At 62.2% G+C, this 17,899-nt stretch carries 18 protein-coding genes and 1 pseudogene; 4 read left to right on the top strand and 15 right to left on the bottom strand.

Annotated features, from left to right (window positions below):
- Window positions 1-114: 114 nt before the first annotated feature.
- Window positions 115-900 (top strand): ABC transporter ATP-binding protein, encoded by a 786-nt coding sequence (locus Q0601_RS11725; RefSeq protein WP_305290014.1) that lies wholly within the window; start codon window positions 115-117, stop codon window positions 898-900.
- A 98-nt stretch (window positions 901-998) separates the two neighbouring features.
- Window positions 999-2,285 carry an O-acetylhomoserine aminocarboxypropyltransferase/cysteine synthase family protein gene (locus Q0601_RS11720; RefSeq protein ID WP_305290013.1) on the top strand — a complete coding sequence of 429 codons (1,287 nt, stop codon included), beginning with the start codon at window positions 999-1,001 and terminating at the stop codon, window positions 2,283-2,285.
- Window positions 2,286-2,475: 190 nt separating this feature from the next.
- On the opposite strand, the pseudogene Q0601_RS11715 reads toward Q0601_RS11720, so the two are convergent.
- From Q0601_RS11715 to Q0601_RS11685, 7 genes and pseudogenes are all read right to left on the bottom strand, one after another.
- Window positions 2,476-2,889 (bottom strand): annotated as a pseudogene (locus tag Q0601_RS11715) (SRPBCC family protein); the annotation flags it as partial.
- A 302-nt stretch (window positions 2,890-3,191) separates the two neighbouring features.
- Complete coding sequence (locus Q0601_RS11710) at window positions 3,192-3,512, bottom strand: phage holin family protein (protein WP_305290012.1); 321 nt, start codon at window positions 3,510-3,512, stop codon at window positions 3,192-3,194.
- Between the two features lie 30 nt (window positions 3,513-3,542).
- On the bottom strand, window positions 3,543-3,869 hold the full coding sequence (locus Q0601_RS11705; RefSeq protein ID WP_119751762.1) for an ElaB/YgaM/YqjD family protein: 327 nt from the start codon (window positions 3,867-3,869) through the stop codon (window positions 3,543-3,545).
- A gap of 155 nt (window positions 3,870-4,024) precedes the next feature.
- The gene (locus Q0601_RS11700; protein ID WP_305290011.1) at window positions 4,025-5,740 is read right to left on the bottom strand and encodes an OFA family MFS transporter; all 1,716 of its coding nucleotides are present in this window, start codon (window positions 5,738-5,740) and stop codon (window positions 4,025-4,027) included.
- A 226-nt stretch (window positions 5,741-5,966) separates the two neighbouring features.
- Window positions 5,967-7,934, bottom strand: coding sequence for a sensor histidine kinase (locus Q0601_RS11695; RefSeq protein ID WP_305290010.1), 1,968 nt, complete (start codon window positions 7,932-7,934; stop codon window positions 5,967-5,969).
- A 3-nt stretch (window positions 7,935-7,937) separates the two neighbouring features.
- Complete coding sequence (locus Q0601_RS11690; protein ID WP_370656127.1) at window positions 7,938-9,305, bottom strand: sigma-54-dependent transcriptional regulator; 1,368 nt, start codon at window positions 9,303-9,305, stop codon at window positions 7,938-7,940.
- 108 nt (window positions 9,306-9,413) lie between these two features.
- On the bottom strand, window positions 9,414-10,556 hold the full coding sequence (locus tag Q0601_RS11685; protein WP_305290009.1) for an alpha-D-ribose 1-methylphosphonate 5-triphosphate diphosphatase: 1,143 nt from the start codon (window positions 10,554-10,556) through the stop codon (window positions 9,414-9,416).
- Window positions 10,557-10,605: 49 nt separating this feature from the next.
- Between Q0601_RS11685 and Q0601_RS11680 the strand changes: the two genes are divergently transcribed.
- Window positions 10,606-11,280: a DUF1045 domain-containing protein gene (locus Q0601_RS11680; RefSeq protein ID WP_305290008.1), complete on the top strand. Its 675-nt coding sequence runs from the start codon at window positions 10,606-10,608 to the stop codon at window positions 11,278-11,280.
- On the opposite strand, the gene phnN is transcribed toward Q0601_RS11680, so the two are convergent.
- The 7 genes from phnN to phnG are packed head-to-tail and all read right to left on the bottom strand — an operon-like array spanning window position 11,262 to window position 16,231.
- Complete coding sequence (phnN, locus tag Q0601_RS11675; RefSeq protein WP_305290007.1) at window positions 11,262-11,804, bottom strand: phosphonate metabolism protein/1,5-bisphosphokinase (PRPP-forming) PhnN; 543 nt, start codon at window positions 11,802-11,804, stop codon at window positions 11,262-11,264. The two genes, Q0601_RS11680 and phnN, sit on opposite strands and share 19 nt — an antisense overlap.
- On the bottom strand, window positions 11,804-12,487 hold the full coding sequence (gene phnL, locus Q0601_RS11670; RefSeq protein WP_305290006.1) for a phosphonate C-P lyase system protein PhnL: 684 nt from the start codon (window positions 12,485-12,487) through the stop codon (window positions 11,804-11,806). The genes phnN and phnL overlap by 1 nt, the downstream gene beginning before the upstream one ends.
- Window position 12,488: 1 nt before the next feature.
- Complete coding sequence (gene phnK / locus Q0601_RS11665) at window positions 12,489-13,259, bottom strand: phosphonate C-P lyase system protein PhnK (RefSeq protein ID WP_305290005.1); 771 nt, start codon at window positions 13,257-13,259, stop codon at window positions 12,489-12,491.
- Window positions 13,256-14,116 (bottom strand): alpha-D-ribose 1-methylphosphonate 5-phosphate C-P-lyase PhnJ, encoded by an 861-nt coding sequence (locus tag Q0601_RS11660; protein WP_305290004.1) that lies wholly within the window; start codon window positions 14,114-14,116, stop codon window positions 13,256-13,258. Before Q0601_RS11660 ends, phnK begins: the two co-directional genes overlap by 4 nt.
- A complete protein-coding gene (locus tag Q0601_RS11655; RefSeq protein ID WP_305290003.1) occupies window positions 14,113-15,210 on the bottom strand; it encodes a carbon-phosphorus lyase complex subunit in 1,098 nt (365 codons plus the stop codon). The genes Q0601_RS11660 and Q0601_RS11655 overlap by 4 nt, the downstream gene beginning before the upstream one ends.
- On the bottom strand, window positions 15,210-15,773 hold the full coding sequence (phnH, locus tag Q0601_RS11650; RefSeq protein WP_305290002.1) for a phosphonate C-P lyase system protein PhnH: 564 nt from the start codon (window positions 15,771-15,773) through the stop codon (window positions 15,210-15,212). Before phnH ends, Q0601_RS11655 begins: the two co-directional genes overlap by 1 nt.
- A gap of 2 nt (window positions 15,774-15,775) precedes the next feature.
- Window positions 15,776-16,231 carry a phosphonate C-P lyase system protein PhnG gene (gene phnG, locus Q0601_RS11645; protein WP_305290001.1) on the bottom strand — a complete coding sequence of 152 codons (456 nt, stop codon included), beginning with the start codon at window positions 16,229-16,231 and terminating at the stop codon, window positions 15,776-15,778.
- 83 nt (window positions 16,232-16,314) lie between these two features.
- Between phnG and phnF the strand changes: the two genes are divergently transcribed.
- Complete coding sequence (phnF, locus tag Q0601_RS11640; protein ID WP_305290000.1) at window positions 16,315-17,046, top strand: phosphonate metabolism transcriptional regulator PhnF; 732 nt, start codon at window positions 16,315-16,317, stop codon at window positions 17,044-17,046.
- Between the two features lie 77 nt (window positions 17,047-17,123).
- On the opposite strand, the gene Q0601_RS11635 is transcribed toward phnF, so the two are convergent.
- Complete coding sequence (locus Q0601_RS11635) at window positions 17,124-17,711, bottom strand: hypothetical protein (RefSeq protein ID WP_305289999.1); 588 nt, start codon at window positions 17,709-17,711, stop codon at window positions 17,124-17,126.
- Between the last annotated feature and the right edge of the window lie 188 nt (window positions 17,712-17,899).

The following is a 17,899-nucleotide window of genomic DNA, read 5'->3' as shown; positions in this document are numbered from 1 at the left end:
CTGCGGTTGATATTGGCTTTCGCGCCCGGCATGACCGGGCCGCATGGCTGCGACCATATTGCAGAACACGCCCTGCAATGCAACACAGCGGAAAGAACCAAGCCGGAGAGACCGATGAGGCACCGCCTGAAAGCTGATGCCGTCACGCTGCGCTATGACGACCGGACCATCTCGGAGAACCTGTCGATCGAGATCCCGGACGGCTCTCTGACCGTCATCGTCGGGCCGAACGCATGCGGGAAATCGACGCTGCTCCGGGCGCTGTCCCGGCTGATGACACCTGCCAGGGGGCAGGTCGTGCTGGACGGCAAGCTGATCGGCAGCTACCCCGCGCGCGAAGTCGCCCGCAGGCTTGGCCTGCTGCCGCAAAGCCCGACCACCCCTGACGGGATCACCGTGGCCGATCTTGTCGCGCGGGGCAGATATCCGCATCAATCCTTTCTGCGCCAATGGTCCCCGGAAGACAGGCAGGCGGTGACCCAGGCTTTGACGGCAACGAAAATGCTGCCATATGCGCGGCGTCTGCTTGGCGAATTGTCTGGCGGGCAGCGGCAAAGGGTGTGGATCGCCATGGTGCTGGCGCAGGAAACGCCGCTTCTGCTGCTGGACGAACCGACGACCTTTCTGGATATCGCCCATCAGGTGGAACTGATGGAATTGCTGTCCGAACTGAATGCGCAGGGCCGTACGATCATCGCCGTGCTGCACGATCTCAATCAGGCCAGCCGCTATGCCTCACATCTGATCGCCATGCGCAGCGGCGCGATCGTCGCGAAAGGCGCGCCGGCGCAAATCCTGACGGCAGAACTGGTGCAGGAGGTCTTCGGGCTGAATGCGGTCGTCATCCCCGATCCGGTTTCAGGCACGCCGATGGTCGTGCCCGGAAAGATCACCGCCTGAGCCCGTCAGGGCGGCCGTCCACCGCATGAGACCTATTCGGGATTGCCGTTCTTGCCATGCAACGCTTAGGTTGTATCCGAACCGATCAGGAGGAAACCATGTCCAGGGACCAATCGCTTGATACGCTCGTGATCCATGCCGGCACCGGGCCCGATCCGGCAACCGGCGCGCGGCAGGTGCCGATCTATCAGACGACTTCGTATCAGTTTCGTGATGCCGAACATGCGGCCCGGCTCTTTAATCTGGAAGAGGTGGGCTACATCTATTCGCGCCTGACCAACCCGACCGTAGCCGCCCTGCAGAACCGGGTTGCCGCGCTCGAGGGCGGCGCAGGCGCAGTCTGCTGCTCGTCCGGTCATGCCGCGCAGATCCTCGCGCTGTTTCCGCTGATGGGGCCGGGCAGGAATATCGTCGCCTCGACCCGGCTTTACGGCGGCACCGTCACTCAGTTCACCCATGCGATCAAACGCTTCGGCTGGTCGGCGAAATTCGTCGATCTCGACGATCCGGATGCCCTGCGGGACGCCATCGACGACGATACCCGCGCGATATTCTGCGAATCGATCAGTAATCCGGGGGGTTATGTCACCGATATCCCGTCAGTCGCAGAAGTCGCCGACGCGGCGGGCATTCCGCTGATCGTGGACAACACGCTTGCCACGCCCTGTCTGTGCCGCCCCATCGAGATGGGCGCGACGCTTGTCGTCCACTCACTGACCAAATTCATGACCGGCAATGGCACGGTCACCGGCGGCGTGGTGGTCGACAGCGGCAAGTTCGACTGGTCGGCCAGCGACAAGTTCCCCTCGCTTTCGGAACCCGAGCCCGCCTATCACGGCCTGAAATTCCACGAGACCTTCGGCGCGCTTGCCTTTACCTTCCACGGCATCGCCATCGGCCTGCGCGATCTGGGCATGACCATGAACCCGCAGGGCGCACATTACACGCTGATGGGAATAGAGACGCTGGCGCTGCGCGTGCCGCGCCATGTCGAAAACGCCGTGAAAGTGGCCGAATGGCTGGAAAATGATCCGCGGGTCACCTCGGTCACCTATGCGGGGCTGCCGTCATCGCCGTGGAACAAGACGGCGAAACGGCTTTATCCCAAGGGGGCCGGTTCACTGTTCAACTTCGCGATCAGGGGCGGCTATGACGCGGCGGTCAAGCTGGTCGATGCGCTTGAACTGTTCAGCCATGTCGCCAATCTGGGCGATGCGCGGTCGCTGGTGATCCATTCGGCCTCGACCACCCACCGGCAGCTGACCGAAGAACAGCAGCGCGCCGCAGGTGCCGCGCCCGAACTGGTGCGCCTGTCCATCGGGATCGAGAATCCCGACGATCTGATCGCCGATCTGGATCAGGCACTGGCGAAAGCCACCAGCTAGGAATTTTCACGGCAGGAGGGGCGTCCCCGCGCCCGCCCGGCTCCCCTCCCTTTGCTTCTTCTTTGTCCAAATACCTCGGGGGTCCCGGGGCGGCGCCCCCCGCGGTCGCGGAACGCAAAAAAACCCCCTTTCCAGTTAAACGCCCCACCCCCAGGCGCGGCTTATCGTTGATTTCGGGCTCAACCAGCTTTGCAAGCTTGCGCAGGGATTCCTGCCAGCCCAGATAGCAGGCCTCGGCCGGGATCACATCGGGCACACCGGCCTGTTCTATATTGACCTCAGTGCCGACCGATACCGCCTTCAGCACTATGGTAGTCTTCATCTCGCCGGGCAGGTTCGAATCCTCGAAACTGTCGGAATAGACAATTCGCTTGCCGGGGACGAGTTCCAGATAGGTGCCACCGAATGCATGGCTGCGCCCATTAGTGAAATTGCGGAACGACATCCGGTGCTTTCCCCCCTCTTTCGCGTCCAGTTCATGGACGGTGCAGACGAAGCCGAATGGCGGAAGCCAGCTTGCAACGGCATCCGGCTCAAGGAATGCACGGTAAAGTTTCTCTGGCCGGGTGGCGAATACGCGGTGAAGTCGGATCGTATTAGGCATGTTTTCCTCCCTGAAAACGGATGTCAGCCGGGATGTCCAGCCCTTGGCGGAGAGCAATCGGAATTAAGGCCGGATGGTCGGTGGCGGAATAATCGAAAACGCCTTCGACCTGACCGTTGACCTGTCTTTCCGGGCATGTGACGCCTCCTTGTAAGTACATACCGACCGGTTGGTATTTTATCAAGAAAAAAATTCCCCAAAGAAAAACCGGCGAATGAAGAGCACTTCATTCGCCGGCGTGAAACCTTGGTAACGAATTGGAAAGACGCTTGAATCTTACCTCAATCGTCTTAAAGCGCATGCTATCTCCGGGGGCCTCTTTTGCGCCGCGCGGCCTCGAATCCGCTGAAGAATGCTTCGACCAGCGCCAGCGGATCGCTTGCGGGACGGGGCGGAGGCGCGGGCGGCCGGGATGCAGGACGGCGGCTGCCGCGCATGGCAAGTATGGCCAACAGCACGGCGGACAACGCAACATAGACGCAGCCAAGGACCAATGCCGCGACAAGCGTATCATACCGGTCCGCAAGCGCGATCCATGCCGCGGCTGTCAGAAAGGCAAGCCCGATGATCAGGGAGATTCCCCCGATCATGCCAAGCATTGCCGCCCCGACAATCCTTTTCATTTGTCTTTCAAGAAAACCGGCCATCCCCGATCAGCGCCGCGAACTCACAAGACCGACAAGGAATCCCAGAGCAACCGCCAATCCAATTGTCGTCGCCGGACGCTCATGCATGAAATTTTCCGCATCATGAGCGATGTCACCGGCACGGGCGCGCAGACGCTCTACATCCTGTCCGGCCCGCGCACGCAGTTCCGCAGCGCGTTGCATGGTGCTTTGACCAACCTGCTCTGCCCGGTCGCGACCGTAATCCGCCAATAATTCAGTTAATTGGGACATATCGCCGCGCAGCGTATCAAGCTGGGCTGCCAGATCGTCAACTGTCGGAGTATCTTTTTTGCTGGTTGTAGTCGTCGCCATACCAGTATCTCCTTTAAAGCATATCCAATTACATCATGGTTGATAACAAACGCATTTGACAGAAAATTGTTCCCGTGCCGGGATTCGCAAAAAGGCGGTCACGACCGGATCGTGACCGCCCTGGCTTGAGTTCGGCAAATGTCCCGTGCCGGTAATTATTCGGCGGGTTGCGCCGCTTCGCGGTAATGATGACGCGCATTGACCGGGCGCAGCAACAGATTGGCGAAAAAGGCGATGACCAGAAGTCCGGCCATGGCATACATGGTCGTATTGTAAAGGCTCGGCGTCGGGTCGATCGTGCCTTCCGGCGCGATCTCCATCAACCGCGCCACGGTCACGGTCTTTGCCGCCACCAATTGATCAAGCTGATCCATCGGCGCACCGAATTTCTGCGCGAAAGTCTCGGGATCGACCCTGCCGGCCAGATCGGAGATCGCGCGCCCTACCGACATGTCGCGCAGCGAGGTGATGGCAAGCGGTCCCAGCACGCCCGCCGCCGACCATGCCGTCAGGATCCGGCCATGGATGCCGCCGACATGCATGGTGCCGAACATATCCGCCAAATAGGCGGGAATGGTCGAAAAGCCGCCGCCATACATGGAAAAGATGATCATCGTGGCAAGATAGAACCCGGCCAGATAAATGACGTTGGGGCTTCCTGCCCCGGCCGATGCGAAGAACGGAATGGACAGATACAGCAAGGTGCCCAGCACGAAGAAACAGTGATAGGTGTTCTTGCGCCCGATATAATCCGAGGTCGAGGCCCAGAAGAACCGTCCGCACATGTTGAAAACCGAGATCATCAGCACATAGGTCGAGGCGAAGGCGGCCGTCACAATGGTCGGCATGGTGGTGCCGAAGACGTCGGTCATCATGGTCTTGGCCACCGCAAGCACCCCGATCCCGGCGGTGACGTTCAGGCACAGCATAAGCCACATCTGCCAGAATTGCGGCGTTTTCAAAGCCTGATCGATATCCACATGTTCGCTTGTGACCATGCTTCTGGTCTGCTCTTTCGGCTGCCATCCCTCGGGCTTCCAGACAGCCGGGGGAACACGGTACAGGAAAGCGGCGATAATCATGACGCAGAAATACACGATACCCAGCGTCAGGAAGGTCGCCGACGCCCCGGTATCGCCCGTGCCGACGACATAGACGCCCGCTTCACCGCCATATGAGGCGGCCTGCGAGGCAGAGGCGACGACAACCTCTGCCTTGCCCGTCGCGGTTTCGGCAAAGCGGCGACCGCCTTCGGTGATGATATTGACCGCATTGTCCGCACCCAGATATTCAGGCGCCCTGGCATAGACCGACAGCAGCCAATCCTTGACCGGCGCGGCGATCATTGCGCCGCCGCCGAAGCCCATGATGGCCATGCCCGTCGCCATGCCGCGGCGATCGGGGAACCAGCGGAGCAAGGTCGAGACCGGCGAGACATAGCCAAGGCCAAGCCCACAGCCGCCCAGAACCCCATAGCCCAGATAGATCAGCCAAAGCTGATGCAGCGCGATCCCGGCCGATCCGATGACGAAACCGCCGCCCCACAGAAAGGCGGCGACAACGCCGACCATCCGCGGGCCGACCTCTTCCAGCCATTTCCCGGCGAAAGCCGCCGAAAGGCCAAGGAAGACGATCGCCACCGAGAAGATCCAGACGATTCCGGACAGGCTCCAGTCATCCGCGGCAGCACTGACCACGCCCAGTTCCCGCGAGAGCGCCGGATTGAACACCGACCACGCATAGACCGAGCCGATGCACAGATGGATGGCGATTGACGCTGGCGGCACCAGCCAGCGATTGAAACCGGGCTTGGCGACGATGTTCTCTTTGCGCAGGAATGCGAAAGCGCCGCCGGGCTTGGCGTTATCCATAATTTCTCCTCCCATGGTCGCGGCTGGCACCGAAAACGCTTGACGCCGCCGCATGTTACTGCGGGGATTGTGGTTAGGAGAACCTTATGGGTCAATTGATTTTTTTAATTAATTTCAATATCTTATGCGCATTTTGTCCATCACGAAGGAATAGCTTTCGGATAATCGGGACATTCCGTCCGCAGCCATTGCAGGACGGTCACCAAACCGGGACATTTTGTCCATTTCACTGATCGGAGGCGATAGGCAGAACAATTTCGAAACAGCTTCCCTCACCCGGGCTGGAACTGGCCGAAATGCGCCCACCGATTCGGCTCACAAGCTGCTGACTGATCGACAGACCCAGCCCGGTGCCCTGCGCCAGCTTGGTAGTGAAGAACGGATCGAAGATGCGTTTCAGCGTATCTGCCGGGATACCGGTGCCGGTATCCTCGACACGGATGACGACCTGCTCATCCTCATCCACCACGCTCAGGGTCAGGATTCCGCCCTCGGGCATGGCATGAACCGCATTCAGCAGCAGGTTGACGATCACCTGCTGAAGCTCGGTCCTTTCCATCAGCACCGGGCATAATGACGAAAAATCCGTGCGCACCTCGATCTGCGCGTTCTCGATCTGCCTGCGGGTCAGCACCAGACAGTCGCGCGCGACTTCCGAAGGCAGGATCACATTGGCCGCCCCCGAATACTCGGCCGGGCGGGCAAATTGCAGCAGTTTCGAAACGATCACACCGACGCGGTAAACCTGATCGTCGATCAGCCGGAACTCGGTTTCGACCTTCCTGACATCCTCGCCCAGCAAATCCCGCGCGACGTCCAGATTGCCCTGAATGACCGCGATGGGATTATTGATCTCATGCGCGACCCCGGCGGTGATCTCGCCCACGGCGGCCAGTTTTTCCGACATGATAAGCCGCTCGGTCGCGCGCTCGAGCTTGGTATTGGCCTCTTGCAAATCCCTTGTGCGTTCCTCGACCTTCTGTTCCAGGCTTTCGCCCCAGCCGCGCAATTGCCGATCGCGCTCCTGCACCGCATCCAGCAAACCGTCGAGATGCTGCGCCACCTGCGCAATCTCGCCACTGCCATCTGACAGCCCGTTGCGGGCGTTCAGGTCGCCCTCTTCGACCCGGGTGATGGTCTGGGTCATCCGTTCGAGCGGCAGGAAAATCCGGCCTGCCCAACGCAGGAAGATCGGCACCGAAAGCCCCGCGACCAGCAGGAAAACCAGCGTCAGCACGACAATCGTATTGGTTTTCTGGCGCTGGAAAGGCGCTTCCAGAAAACCGACATACAGCATCCCGACCTTCTGGCCCTTGCTGTCGATGATTGGCTGATAGGCCGAGATATACCAGTCATTGACCACAAAGGCGCTATCGAGCCATGTCGCGCCCTCACCCAGCACCTGTTGGCGCACCTCGGCCGAAACCCGGGTGCCAAGAGCGCGAAGGTTTTCGAACAGGCGCACATTGGTCGAGATACGGACATCGTCCAGAAACAGTGTCGCGGTGCCCTGGCTGCCCTGCGGCAGCGACCGTTCGCGATAAACAAGCGCGTTGATCGTATCGATGAAATCAAGGTTGCGGTTCAGCAGCAGCCCACCGACAAGCGCGCGGCGCGATCCGTCGGGCATGATCACCGGCGCGGCGGAATGAATAACCATGCCGCGATCCTCGGTGCTGCGATCCGTCGGCACGGCGGCACGGGTCGGCACAAGCCGGACAGTAGCGCGTTCCGACAGCCCTTGCGACAATGCATCAAGCTGATCGGGCAGGAATATGTCTATGGCGCTGTGCGGCTCGCCGGCAAGCGCGTCCTGCACAACCGGCCAGTCGCCCGGAACGAAACCGCCGGGCGTCCTGCCGCCATCCGAAAGGTAAAGAAAATCCAGCCCAAGCCGTTTTTGTTGTTCCGCAATGAAATCGTCCTGCTCACCTGAACTCAGTGCTGTCTGAAAGGCAACCGAATGCGCCACGGCATCCAGCCGCTCCCCCGAATTTTCAAGCAGATGCTGCAGATACTGATCCGCAATCGTCAGATCGCTGTTGACCTTGACGATCAGCAGATTGTCCATCTTTCCCGACCAGCGCAGCATCGCGCCGCCAAGAATCACCGGGAACAGCACCAGCATGGGCAGCAACGCGATCACCAGAAGCCGTACCCGGACCGAGCGAAACAGACGGCCAAGCCCCGACATGGGTCACAATCCCCAGGAGGCGCATTTGCGGTCGATGGTCTTGCGGGACACCCCAAGCCGCCGCGCCGCCTCCGAGCGGTTGCCATCGGTCGCATCAAGCGCCCGCAGGATCTCGCGCCGCTCGACCTGTGCCAGCGGCGCGATCGCATCCTGTTCGCCCCCCGGCGACAGGGTTTCCAGCGGGAAGCGCCCGAAAATCAGCGATCTTTCGATGAAATTGCGCAATTCCCGGATATTGCCCGGCCAGTCATGCCTTAGCAGCGCCGCGCGTGTCGCGTGGTCGATCTCTAGCGGCGGCAGCGCCAGCCTCGAGGCAATTTCGCGCAGGAACAGTTCGGCCAGTTCGATGATATCCGTTTCACGTTCGGCCAGAGTTGGCATCCGCAATTCGACGACATTGATGCGGAAGAACAGATCTTCGCGGAAACGGCCTTCGGCGACCTCACGCTCCAATGCCCGGCTGGTGGCAAGCACGAAGCGCAGATCAAGCCTTATCTCGCGCTCTGCCCCGACCGGGCGAACCGTGCCATCCTCGATCACGCGCCGCAGCGCCGATTGCGCCGATGGGCTAAGGCCCGTGACATCATCCAGAAACACCGTGCCGCCCTGCGCCGATGGCAAAAGCCCTTCGCGCGCATGGCTTGCGCCGGGAAACGCCCCCGCGACATGGCCAAACAATTCGCTTTCGATCAGTTCCGCCGGAATGGCCGAGCAGTTGATCGGCACGAATGGCGCCTCGGCCCGCTTCGAGGTGGAATGCATATGCCGCGCCGCCACCTCTTTGCCTGTCCCCGACGCCCCGGTCAGCAGGACCGGAGTAGAGACATCGCGGATCCGGGCCAGCATCGCGCGGGTGGCAGAAACCGCGGCAGAGGATCCGATCAGTTCGCGGCGCTGCTGACCGATATCCTGACCTTCCAGCTCGCGTTTCAGCAACATGTTCTCGCGCCGCAACTGCGCCATCTGGATACAGCGGCCCACGGCGTTCAGAAGCTGGTTCGAGCGGAACGGTTTCAGCACGAAATCCGTGGCCCCCGCCCGCATCGCCTCGATAGCGGTTTCCAGATCGGCATAGGCGGTGACCATGATCGTATCGGTGAAGCCGCCGCTGTCCCGCTGCTCGGCCAACCAGTCGATGCCCTTTTTCCCGGGCATCATGTTGTCCAGGATCATCACGTCGAAATGCCGCTGCGCCAGAAGCGCGGCGGCCTGATCGGCATTCCCGGCCTCGGCCACATGCAGGCAATAGGGCGTCAGCGTCTTGACCAGGAAATTGCGCATTCCCGGCTCATCATCGACGACCAGCACGCTGGCCCGCTCGAGCCGCCGGACGAGTTGTATATTGCCGCTATCCATTTCCGATTCCGTCACTCCGCCCCGGCTCATCGTGGCGCGAGATCGACAGAAATGCCAGAAATTCCCGCATAAGGTCAATGCAGGCCGGGATGGCTACTTGCAATAGCGACGGTTCACGGCAACCTATGCGATCCGTTTCCCCTGACTCCAGCCGGCCCGTACGATCGGGTTGCCGTTATACGTCGCGACCCGCGCAAGATCGGCGCGTTTTCCCTCGGCCAGCGTTCCGCGATCGTCCAGCCCGCTGACCTGCGCCGGCGCCAGCGTGACGGTGCGGATGGCACGGGGCAGATCACCCCATATCTCTGCCAGACGGAAAGCCGCCAGCAACAGCGCGGCAGGCACGTAATCCGATGACAGAATATCCAGCAGATCGTGATCGGCCAGTTCCCGCGCCGAGACATTGCCGGAATGCGACCCGCCGCGCACGATATTCGGGGCGCCCATCATCACGGCGATTCCGGCCTCGCGGCAGGCTTCGGCAGCTTCCAGCGTGGTGGGAAACTCCGCCAGCCGCACGCCATGCCGTGCGGATACCGCGACCTGCGCCGCAGTCGTATCGTCATGGCTGGCCAACAGCACGCCCAGTTTATGCGCAGTCTCGACCGCGGCGGCTTCGTGCCGCGTTCCATTGCGGTCATGCAACTCCTTCAGCATGGCGATATGGTGCTGAAACTCTTCCTCGCTCATGCCGCGTTTGCCCTGCATATATTCGCGCAGCTTGTCGATATCCCGGAACTGCCGCTGTCCTGGCGTGTGATCCATCAGGCTGATCAGGCCGATGCGGTCCTGCGGCGTGAATTCGGCAAGCTCCTCAAGCAGCGTTTCCGAGCAGATCTCGGCCCGCAGATGGATGAAATGCCCGATCCGCAGCGCCCCCGCCTCGCGCAGCGTGATCAGTTCCGAGGCGAGTTGCCTTGCATAACGGCGGTCACGCCCCTTGCCCGATGCGGTCGACCCGATCCGCAGCGCGTCGAACACCGTGGTGATGCCGCAGGATGCAAGTTCGGCGTCATGGGCGATCAGTGCCGCCTCATGCGGCCACGAGACTTCGGGGCGGGGCTCGAGATGCTGTTCAAGGTTGTCGGTATGCAATTCGATCAGGCCGGGGATCAGGTAATCGCCCTCAAGATCGACTGCGCCACGCGGCACGGCGGCGGTTTCAACGATCCGGGCGATATGGTTGCCGCTGATGATCAGCTGCCCGGTAATCTCGCGATCTTCCAGCACGATCCGGGCATTGGCAAGGCAGGTCTCTTCTGTCATGTGATCATCATGCTGAACAGGTAATTCGGGGGAAACAAGGGGCTTGTCCATGTCATCTCATATCCGGTTTGCAATCTATTATCTGCCGCCCGAAGGCGCATTGGCGCAGTTTGGCGCCCAGTGGCTTGGCTGGGATTGTCTGACGGGCGAATCCGCTCTGCAACCCGATCTGCCGAAAATCGCCGATGCGACCGAGGCGCCGCGCAAATATGGCTTCCACGCGACGCTGAAACCGCCCTTCCGGCTGGCGGCAGGGGCGACGACCGACGCATTGCAAAGCGCGCTTGCGCAACTGACCGCCAGCCAATCCCCGGTGGTTCTGGAGGGGTTGACCCTTGATCGGCTGGGCAATTTTCTGGCGCTTCGTCCGGTCGGCGACACGACCGCCCTGAACGCGCTTGCCGGGGAATGCGTGACGGCGCTGGACGGGTTCCGCACCCCACCCGAACCCGCCGAACTGGCGCGCCGCCGCAAATCCGGCCTCAGCCCCCGGCAGGACGAGTTGCTGCGCGACTGGGGTTATCCTTATGTGCTGGAGGAATTCCGCTTTCACATGACCCTGACCGGCAATCTGGACGATGGCGATCTGACCCGGTTCCAGGGTGAAATCGCCCGCCGCCTGCCCGCGCTGCCGCGCCCCTATATCATCGACAATATCGCATTGGTGGGGCAACGTCCGGACGGGATGTTTCAGTTGATCCAACGCTACGCCCTCACCGGATAAAGCGCCAGAAGCGCCTGCTGCACGGCCTCATCAAACGAGCCGTCATTGTCGATCTGCGCCAGTTGCAGCCCCGGCGGAAACGCCCCGGCATCGCGCGACAGGCGAAGCGCGATCTGCGCCTCATCCTCGCGCCCCCGGCCGCGCAGACGCGCCGCCAGCGTCTCGGGGCGGGCGGTGATGTTCAGGACCAGAAGATCGGGGAATTGCGCCTGCGCCGCGTTCAGTACCCCGCGCGACAGGTTCACCAGCATTTCCGCGCCTGCGGCGATCCGCTGCGAAATATCGGCGGGGATGCCGTAATGCAGCCCATGCGCCTGCCATTGCAGGCAGAATTCGCCCGCATCCGCACGGCGACGGAATTCGGCCTCACTGACCGGTTCGTAATCCTCGCCGCCGCTTTCCGGCGCGCGGGTGATTACGCGGCGAACAAGTGCCAATTCGGGTTGCGCCCGCACAAGCGCCCGCATCACGCTGTCCTTGCCCACACCCGAGGGGCCAACAACGCCGATCAGCCGCCCCGCCATCACGCGGCCTTCGCGGGGGTGAAACCCGAAACATCAATCTCGCGGTCGCAAACCCTGTTCCGCGCCGCCTCATCGTGGAAAATTCCGACAATGGCGGCCCCGCGCGCCTTGGCCTCTTCGATCAGCGACAGCACGGTTTCACGATTGGCGGCATCAAGGCTGGCGGTGGGTTCATCCAGCAAAAGGGCCGGATATTCGTGGCAGAAGCCGCGGGCGATATTCACCCGCTGCTGCTCGCCGCCCGAAAAGGTCGTGGGCGACAACGGCCACAGGTTTTCCGGAATACGCAGCCGCCGCAACAGGCTGGCGGCACGGTCGCGGGCCTCATCCGGACCCGCGCCCAGCATCAGCAACGGCTCGGCCACGACATCCAGCGTCGGCACACGGGGCACCACGCGCAGGAACTGACTGACATAGCCCAGCACCTCGCGCCGCATGGCAAGGATCTTGCGCGGTTCGGCCCGTGTCACATCGGTATCGCCGACATGGATCGCCCCGCCAGCCGCCAGATAATTGCCATAGATCATCCGCATCAGCGTGGATTTTCCGGCACCCGAACTGCCGGTCAGTGCAACGCATTCGCCGGGGGCGACCTGCAATGCCGCGCCCGCCATCACGGCGATTTCGGCACCGCCCTGATTATGCAGGGTAAATGTCTTGGAAACGTCTGATATCCGTATCATCTCACACCTGCAAAACCGAAGAGACCAAAAGCTGCGTATAGCCATGCTGCGGATCGTCCAGCACCTGATCGGTCAACCCGCTTTCCACGACATGACCGTCTTTCATCACCATCAGCCGATGCGCCAGCAGACGCACCACCGCCAGATCATGGGTCACGACGATAGCCGACAATCCCATATCCCGCACCAGCCCGCGCAGCAGATCCAGAAGCCGCGCCTGAACCGAAACATCCAGCCCGCCGGTCGGCTCGTCCATGAAGATCAGGCGCGGGCCGGTGACCAGATTGCGGGCAATCTGCAAACGCTGCTGCATTCCCCCGGAAAAGGTCGAGGGGCGGTCATCGATGCGGCTTTCGCTGATCTCGACCCGGCCCAGCCAGTCGCCCGCCGCTGCGCGGATCGTGCCATAGTTGCGCCCACCGACCGCCATCAGCCGCTCTCCGATATTGCCGCCGGCACTGACGCCCATGCGCAACCCGTCGCGGGCATGCTGATGCACAAAGGCCCAGTCGGTGCGCGACAGCATCCGGCGCGCGGCCTCGGGCATCCGCAGCACGTCGCGGGGGCCATCCGCACGGGTATCGAAGATCACCTGACCGCTATCCGCCGGGATATGCGTGGCAAGGCAATTGAGCAGCGTGGATTTCCCCGAACCGGATTCGCCGACGATACCCATCACCTCGCCGGGATACAGATCGAACGAGATATCGCCGCAGCCCAGATGCGGGCCATAGCGCTTCGTGATATTCCTGACACTCAGCAAGGGCGTCATGCCGCATCCTCCGCCAATTCGCCGCGATGTCCCGCCGCGCGGCGGCTTTCGCAGTAATCCGTATCCGAGCAGACGAACATCCGCCCGCCCTGATCGTCGGTGATCACCTCGTCCAGATAGGAATCCGCCGCCCCGCACAGGGCGCACGGATGCTCGGCCTTCGAAGGATCGAAAGGATGATCCTCGAAATCAAGCGAGACAACGCGGGTCCAGGGCGGCAGCGCATAGATTCGCTGTTCCCGTCCGGCGCCGAAAAGCTGGATCGCGGCCATCTCCATCTTGGGATTGTCGAATTTCGGGATGGGGGAAGGATCCATCACGTAACGCCCCTCGACCTTGACCGGATAGGCGTAGGCAGTGGCGATATGACCGTGGCGGGCGATATCCTCGTACAGTTTGACATGCATCAGCCCGTATTCCTCAAGCGCGTGCATCTTGCGCGTCTCACTTTCGCGCGGTTCCAGAAAGCGCAGCGGCTCGGGGATCGGCACCTGATAGACAAGGATCTGATCGTCGCTCAGCGGTTCCTCGGGGATGCGGTGGCGGGTCTGGATGATGCTGGCCTCGCTGGTAGAGGTCACGACCTCGACCCCTGCCGTCCGCTCGAAGAACTTGCGGATCGAGACGGCATTGGTGGTGTCGTCCGCCCCCTGATCGATCACTTTCAGCCGGTCATCGGGCGTCAGGGTTGCGGCAGTGACCTGTACGCCACCAGTGCCCCAGCCATAAGGCATCGGCATCTCGCGACTGGCAAAGGGCACCTGATAGCCGGGAACCGCAAGCGCCTTGAGGATCGCGCGGCGGATCATCCGCTTGGTCTGCTCATCCAGATAGGCGAAATTGTAATCGTCGCTCATTCCGCGGCCTCCATCTGTTCGGGGGTGTCGCCCGCCCCGGCCTCGCGCCGCAGCTTGCGCACCAGTTCCAGTTCGGACTGGAAATCGACGTAATGCGGCAGCTTGATATGTTCGAGAAAGCCGGTCGCCTGAATATTATCGGCGTGATACAGGACGAATTCGGTATCCTGCGCCGGTGCGCCGGTGAAATCCTCGCCCAGTTCCTCCCATCGCAGCGCCCGGTCGACCAGCGCCATCGAGATCGACTTGCGCTCGGACTGGCCAAAGACCAGACCATATCCGCGGGTGAATTGCGGCGGCTCGGTCTTCGAGCCCTTGAACTGGTTCACCGTCTCGCATTCGGTCAGGGTCACCTCGCCGATCTCGATCGCAAAGCCAAGCTCGGGGATATCCATCTCGACGGCGACCGCCCCGATCCGCAACTCGCCCACGAAAGCATGGTTGCGGGCATAGCCGCGTTGCGTCGAATAGGCGAGCGCAAGGGTAAAGCCTTCATCCGCGCGGGTCAGGGATTGCAGGCGCAGCGGGCGGCTGGCGGGCATCTCCAGCGGCTCGCGCGTCAGATCGGGGGGCGGTGTATCATCCGGCGCGGCCTCTTCGATCAGCCCCTCACGGTTAAGGAATCCGGTGACATGGGGAACCGGCTGCGACTCGGCGGGCGGCGCGGGCATCCGGGGCGCTTCGCCGTCGGCGGCCAGTTTGAAGTCAAGCAGCCGATGCGTGTAATCGAAGGTCGGCCCCAGCACCTGTCCGCCCGGCAAATCCTTGAACGTCGCCGAGATCCGCCGCTCGCAGCGCATGGCAGCGGTATCGACGGGCCGGGCATGGCCGAACCGGGGTAACGTCGTGCGATAGGCGCGGATCAGGAAAACCGCCTCGATCAGATCGCCACGCGCCTGCTTGATCGCCAGCGCTGCAAGATCGGGATCGTAAAGCGAGCCCTCGGCCATCACCCGATTGACGGCAAGCGCCAGTTGTTCGCGGATCTGTTCCGTCGAAAGCTCTGTCACCCCGGCATCGCCGCGCCGTTCCTCGGCCAGCCAGGCATGGGCATTGTCGATGGCGCGTTCACCACCCTTGACGGCAACATACATCAGGCAACCTCCGTACTGCGCGGCAGGGCGGCAAGCCGGTCCCCGCAGGTGAAAATGAAATCGAGACCCAAGGGAAAGGCCCGGGCATTCCGCTGGAACGCGACAATCTCGGGCAGCGACAATTCGGCGGTGTCGCGAATGCCGGGACCTCGCAGCGTCGCGCCCCTTGCCTCCAGCAGCGGGGTTTCGACGATCAGGGTGGCCGAACGGTCGGGATATTCCGACGTCCCCTGGGGGAAACGATCCAGCGGCAACAACTCGTCCCAAGGGCCAATCGCAAAGCTGCATTCATCGGCCCCGGCAATCGGCGCACCCGCATGAAAGCCGATCCATTGACGCAGCGATGGCAGATCAAACGAAGGCGTCAGGTGGATCGGCGTCTCGGGATCGCACAGGGTCAGCAGCACCACGCCCGCCGCCGGCGACAGCGGTGCGGGGGGTTCCGCGCCCCGCACCGCCTCGATCCTGCCGGGCCGGGCCAGCGCCGACATCACCGCGCGGAACGCTTGCGCGGATTGCTGGGCCGGATCGGAAAAGCCTCCGGCAAGGGTCAGGTCATCCATGCTCAATCCTCCCCGCGCACCATGGTGAAAAACTCCACTTTCGTCTGCGCCGCCTTCCCGGCCCGCGCCGCGCGACGGGTCTGTTCCTCGGCGTAAAGCGGGTCCAGAACCTTGTGCCGGATCTCGGTCGCCATTCCGGTCTGCATCAGTGCATCGACCAAGGCGGCAGCCTGCGCGTCGTCCCGGCGCCGCCCCTGCACATAGCCATGCCCGACCTCGCCCGTGGCCAGCTTCAGCGAACAGCGCGTCACCGTCATCTCGCCCAGATTGAAGGGGCCACCGCTGCCCCCCATACGCCCGCGCAGCATGACGCTGCCGATCTCGGGCGGGCGCAGATATTCGAATTCAGGCGCAAGACCGGCCGAGGTCAGCAATTGCGCAGCCCGGCCTTCGGGCGCACGGGCAAGGCAACCCAGCCAGTCGCGGCGCGCGCCATTCTCGGGAGTGTTCAGAGGCATCTCGACAACTTCCAGATAATTCTATACAACTATACATATTTTGCCATAACCGCGCCGAAACCGCCACCGGAGTTTTGTGAATTTTGGGTAACAACACAGGAAAAACCCCGCTCTGGCAGGCAATCGCCGCCAGTCTGCGTGACGATATCGCCGAGGGCCGCTATGGCCCCGGCGATAAAATGCCGGGTGAACTGGCGCTGGCCGAGCGGTTCGGGGTCAACCGTCATACGGTCCGCCACGCATTGACCCTGCTGAAGGAAGAAGGGCTGGTGCATAGCAGGCGCGGCTCGGGCGTCTATGTGCTGGCACGGCCGATGGATTATCCGCTGGGACGCCGGGTCCGGTTTCGCCGGAATCTGCTTGCCGCAGGACGCCTGCCCGAACTGCGGATCCTTGGCATTGAAAGCAGGGAAGCAACGGCCGAGGAGGCCGCACCGCTGGCGCTTGCACAAGGCGATATGATCTGTGTTTCCCACGGTTATTCATTGGCCGATGCACAGCCGGTCTCGCTAAGCGAAAGCCTGTTCCCACAAACCCGCCTGCCCGGAATCGCCGAGGCCCTGCGCGAGGGCAAGGGCGTGACCCATGCGTTGCAGCAGGCGGGCGTGGCCGATTACACCCGCGCCTCGACCCGCATCAGTGCAAGACTGGCCACCGCGACCCAGGCGCTGCATCTGCGGCTTCGCGAAGGCGCGCCGCTGATCTATGCGACCTCGATCAATGTCGATCCGGACGGCAAACCGGTGGAATTCGGCCGTACTTGGTTCGCGGGCGACCGCATCACTCTGACATTGGAAAATGACGGCCTCGCATAAGCCGTCATCACCTTTGCGCAAGGAATCGGGGGCAAGGCGTTCCGGGGTCGAAACACCCCGCCCCTCTGCGACCGGGCCTATCTGCCCTTGGGGCCGGGTTTCAGGGACAGCGCGCCGTCGCCGTCATGGTCAAGACGCTCGACCATGCGGTTAACCCGCTTGTCCATTTCCTCGGCACTGATCACGCCATCGCCGTCATGATCCAGCGACTGGAACGCATCGACCATGCGCGAACGGGTAAGTTCACGGTAAAGCGTGTCGAATTCCTCGATCGACAATGCGCCGTCGCCATCCGCATCGACCGCAGAGACACGGTCCGCGCGATAGGCGTCAAGCTCTTCCCGCGTGACCGTGCCGTCCTTGTCGGCATCGGCCGCCTCGAACACGTCGCGGAAGATTTCACCGCCCTTGCCGGGGCCAAACCGGTGGTGTTTCCCGTGATCCGGACGGAAATGCGCCCGGTGAAACCGTTTACCCTCCATCGGTCCATGCGCCTTATCCGCACCGGGCTGGCGCGGGGCAGCTTGTTCAGGGGCCGATTGCTCTGGTGCGGCCTGATCCGGGGCCGGCTGGTCCGGGGCCGATTGCGCAGTGGCGACCATTGCCCCTGCACCGATCATGACAAGCGCAGCGAAACCGGCAGGGAGAAATTTCGAGGTTTTCATGTAATCATCCTTTGATCTTGAATTTCCGAAGGCCGCGCCTCCGATATCCCTGATCTAGCCGGATCGTGGCCGAAATGTTTGTCAGCCCCGGCGCTGTATTGTCGTGGATTGTCGCAATGCGCCGCACTGATACAAATTGCGACAAAAAACGCCGGCCACGGCTTGGCCTGCTATGGGAATTGCGGCGA

This window comes from Paracoccus wurundjeri, assembly GCF_030678915.1.
In the GTDB taxonomy this organism is placed as follows: Bacteria; Pseudomonadota; Alphaproteobacteria; order Rhodobacterales; family Rhodobacteraceae; genus Paracoccus; species Paracoccus onubensis_A.
The sequence above is the reverse complement of the archived record's forward strand: the minus strand, read 5'-3'. Positions and strand labels throughout refer to the sequence as shown.

Excerpts from the sequence above, each read along its gene's own strand:
- phnH (WP_305290002.1), bottom strand. The coding sequence starts at position 15,773 with ATGGATGACCTGACCCTTGCCGGAGGCTTTTCCGATCCGGCCCAGCAA.
- phnK (WP_305290005.1), bottom strand. The coding sequence starts at position 13,259 with ATGACGCCCTTGCTGAGTGTCAGGAATATCACGAAGCGCTATGGCCCG.
- Q0601_RS11660 (WP_305290004.1), bottom strand. The coding sequence starts at position 14,116 with ATGAGCGACGATTACAATTTCGCCTATCTGGATGAGCAGACCAAGCGG.
- Q0601_RS11635 (WP_305289999.1), bottom strand. The coding sequence starts at position 17,711 with ATGAAAACCTCGAAATTTCTCCCTGCCGGTTTCGCTGCGCTTGTCATG.
- phnN (WP_305290007.1), bottom strand. The coding sequence starts at position 11,804 with ATGGCGGGGCGGCTGATCGGCGTTGTTGGCCCCTCGGGTGTGGGCAAG.
- Q0601_RS11725 (WP_305290014.1), top strand. The coding sequence starts at position 115 with ATGAGGCACCGCCTGAAAGCTGATGCCGTCACGCTGCGCTATGACGAC.
- Q0601_RS11655 (WP_305290003.1), bottom strand. The coding sequence starts at position 15,210 with ATGTATGTTGCCGTCAAGGGTGGTGAACGCGCCATCGACAATGCCCAT.
- phnG (WP_305290001.1), bottom strand. The coding sequence starts at position 16,231 with ATGCCTCTGAACACTCCCGAGAATGGCGCGCGCCGCGACTGGCTGGGT.
- Q0601_RS11685 (WP_305290009.1), bottom strand. The coding sequence starts at position 10,556 with ATGACAGAAGAGACCTGCCTTGCCAATGCCCGGATCGTGCTGGAAGAT.
- phnL (WP_305290006.1), bottom strand. The coding sequence starts at position 12,487 with ATGATACGGATATCAGACGTTTCCAAGACATTTACCCTGCATAATCAG.
- Q0601_RS11710 (WP_305290012.1), bottom strand. The coding sequence starts at position 3,512 with ATGAAAAGGATTGTCGGGGCGGCAATGCTTGGCATGATCGGGGGAATC.
- Q0601_RS11720 (WP_305290013.1), top strand. The coding sequence starts at position 999 with ATGTCCAGGGACCAATCGCTTGATACGCTCGTGATCCATGCCGGCACC.
- Q0601_RS11700 (WP_305290011.1), bottom strand. The coding sequence starts at position 5,740 with ATGGATAACGCCAAGCCCGGCGGCGCTTTCGCATTCCTGCGCAAAGAG.
- Q0601_RS11705 (WP_119751762.1), bottom strand. The coding sequence starts at position 3,869 with ATGGCGACGACTACAACCAGCAAAAAAGATACTCCGACAGTTGACGAT.
- Q0601_RS11695 (WP_305290010.1), bottom strand. The coding sequence starts at position 7,934 with ATGTCGGGGCTTGGCCGTCTGTTTCGCTCGGTCCGGGTACGGCTTCTG.
- Q0601_RS11680 (WP_305290008.1), top strand. The coding sequence starts at position 10,606 with ATGTCATCTCATATCCGGTTTGCAATCTATTATCTGCCGCCCGAAGGC.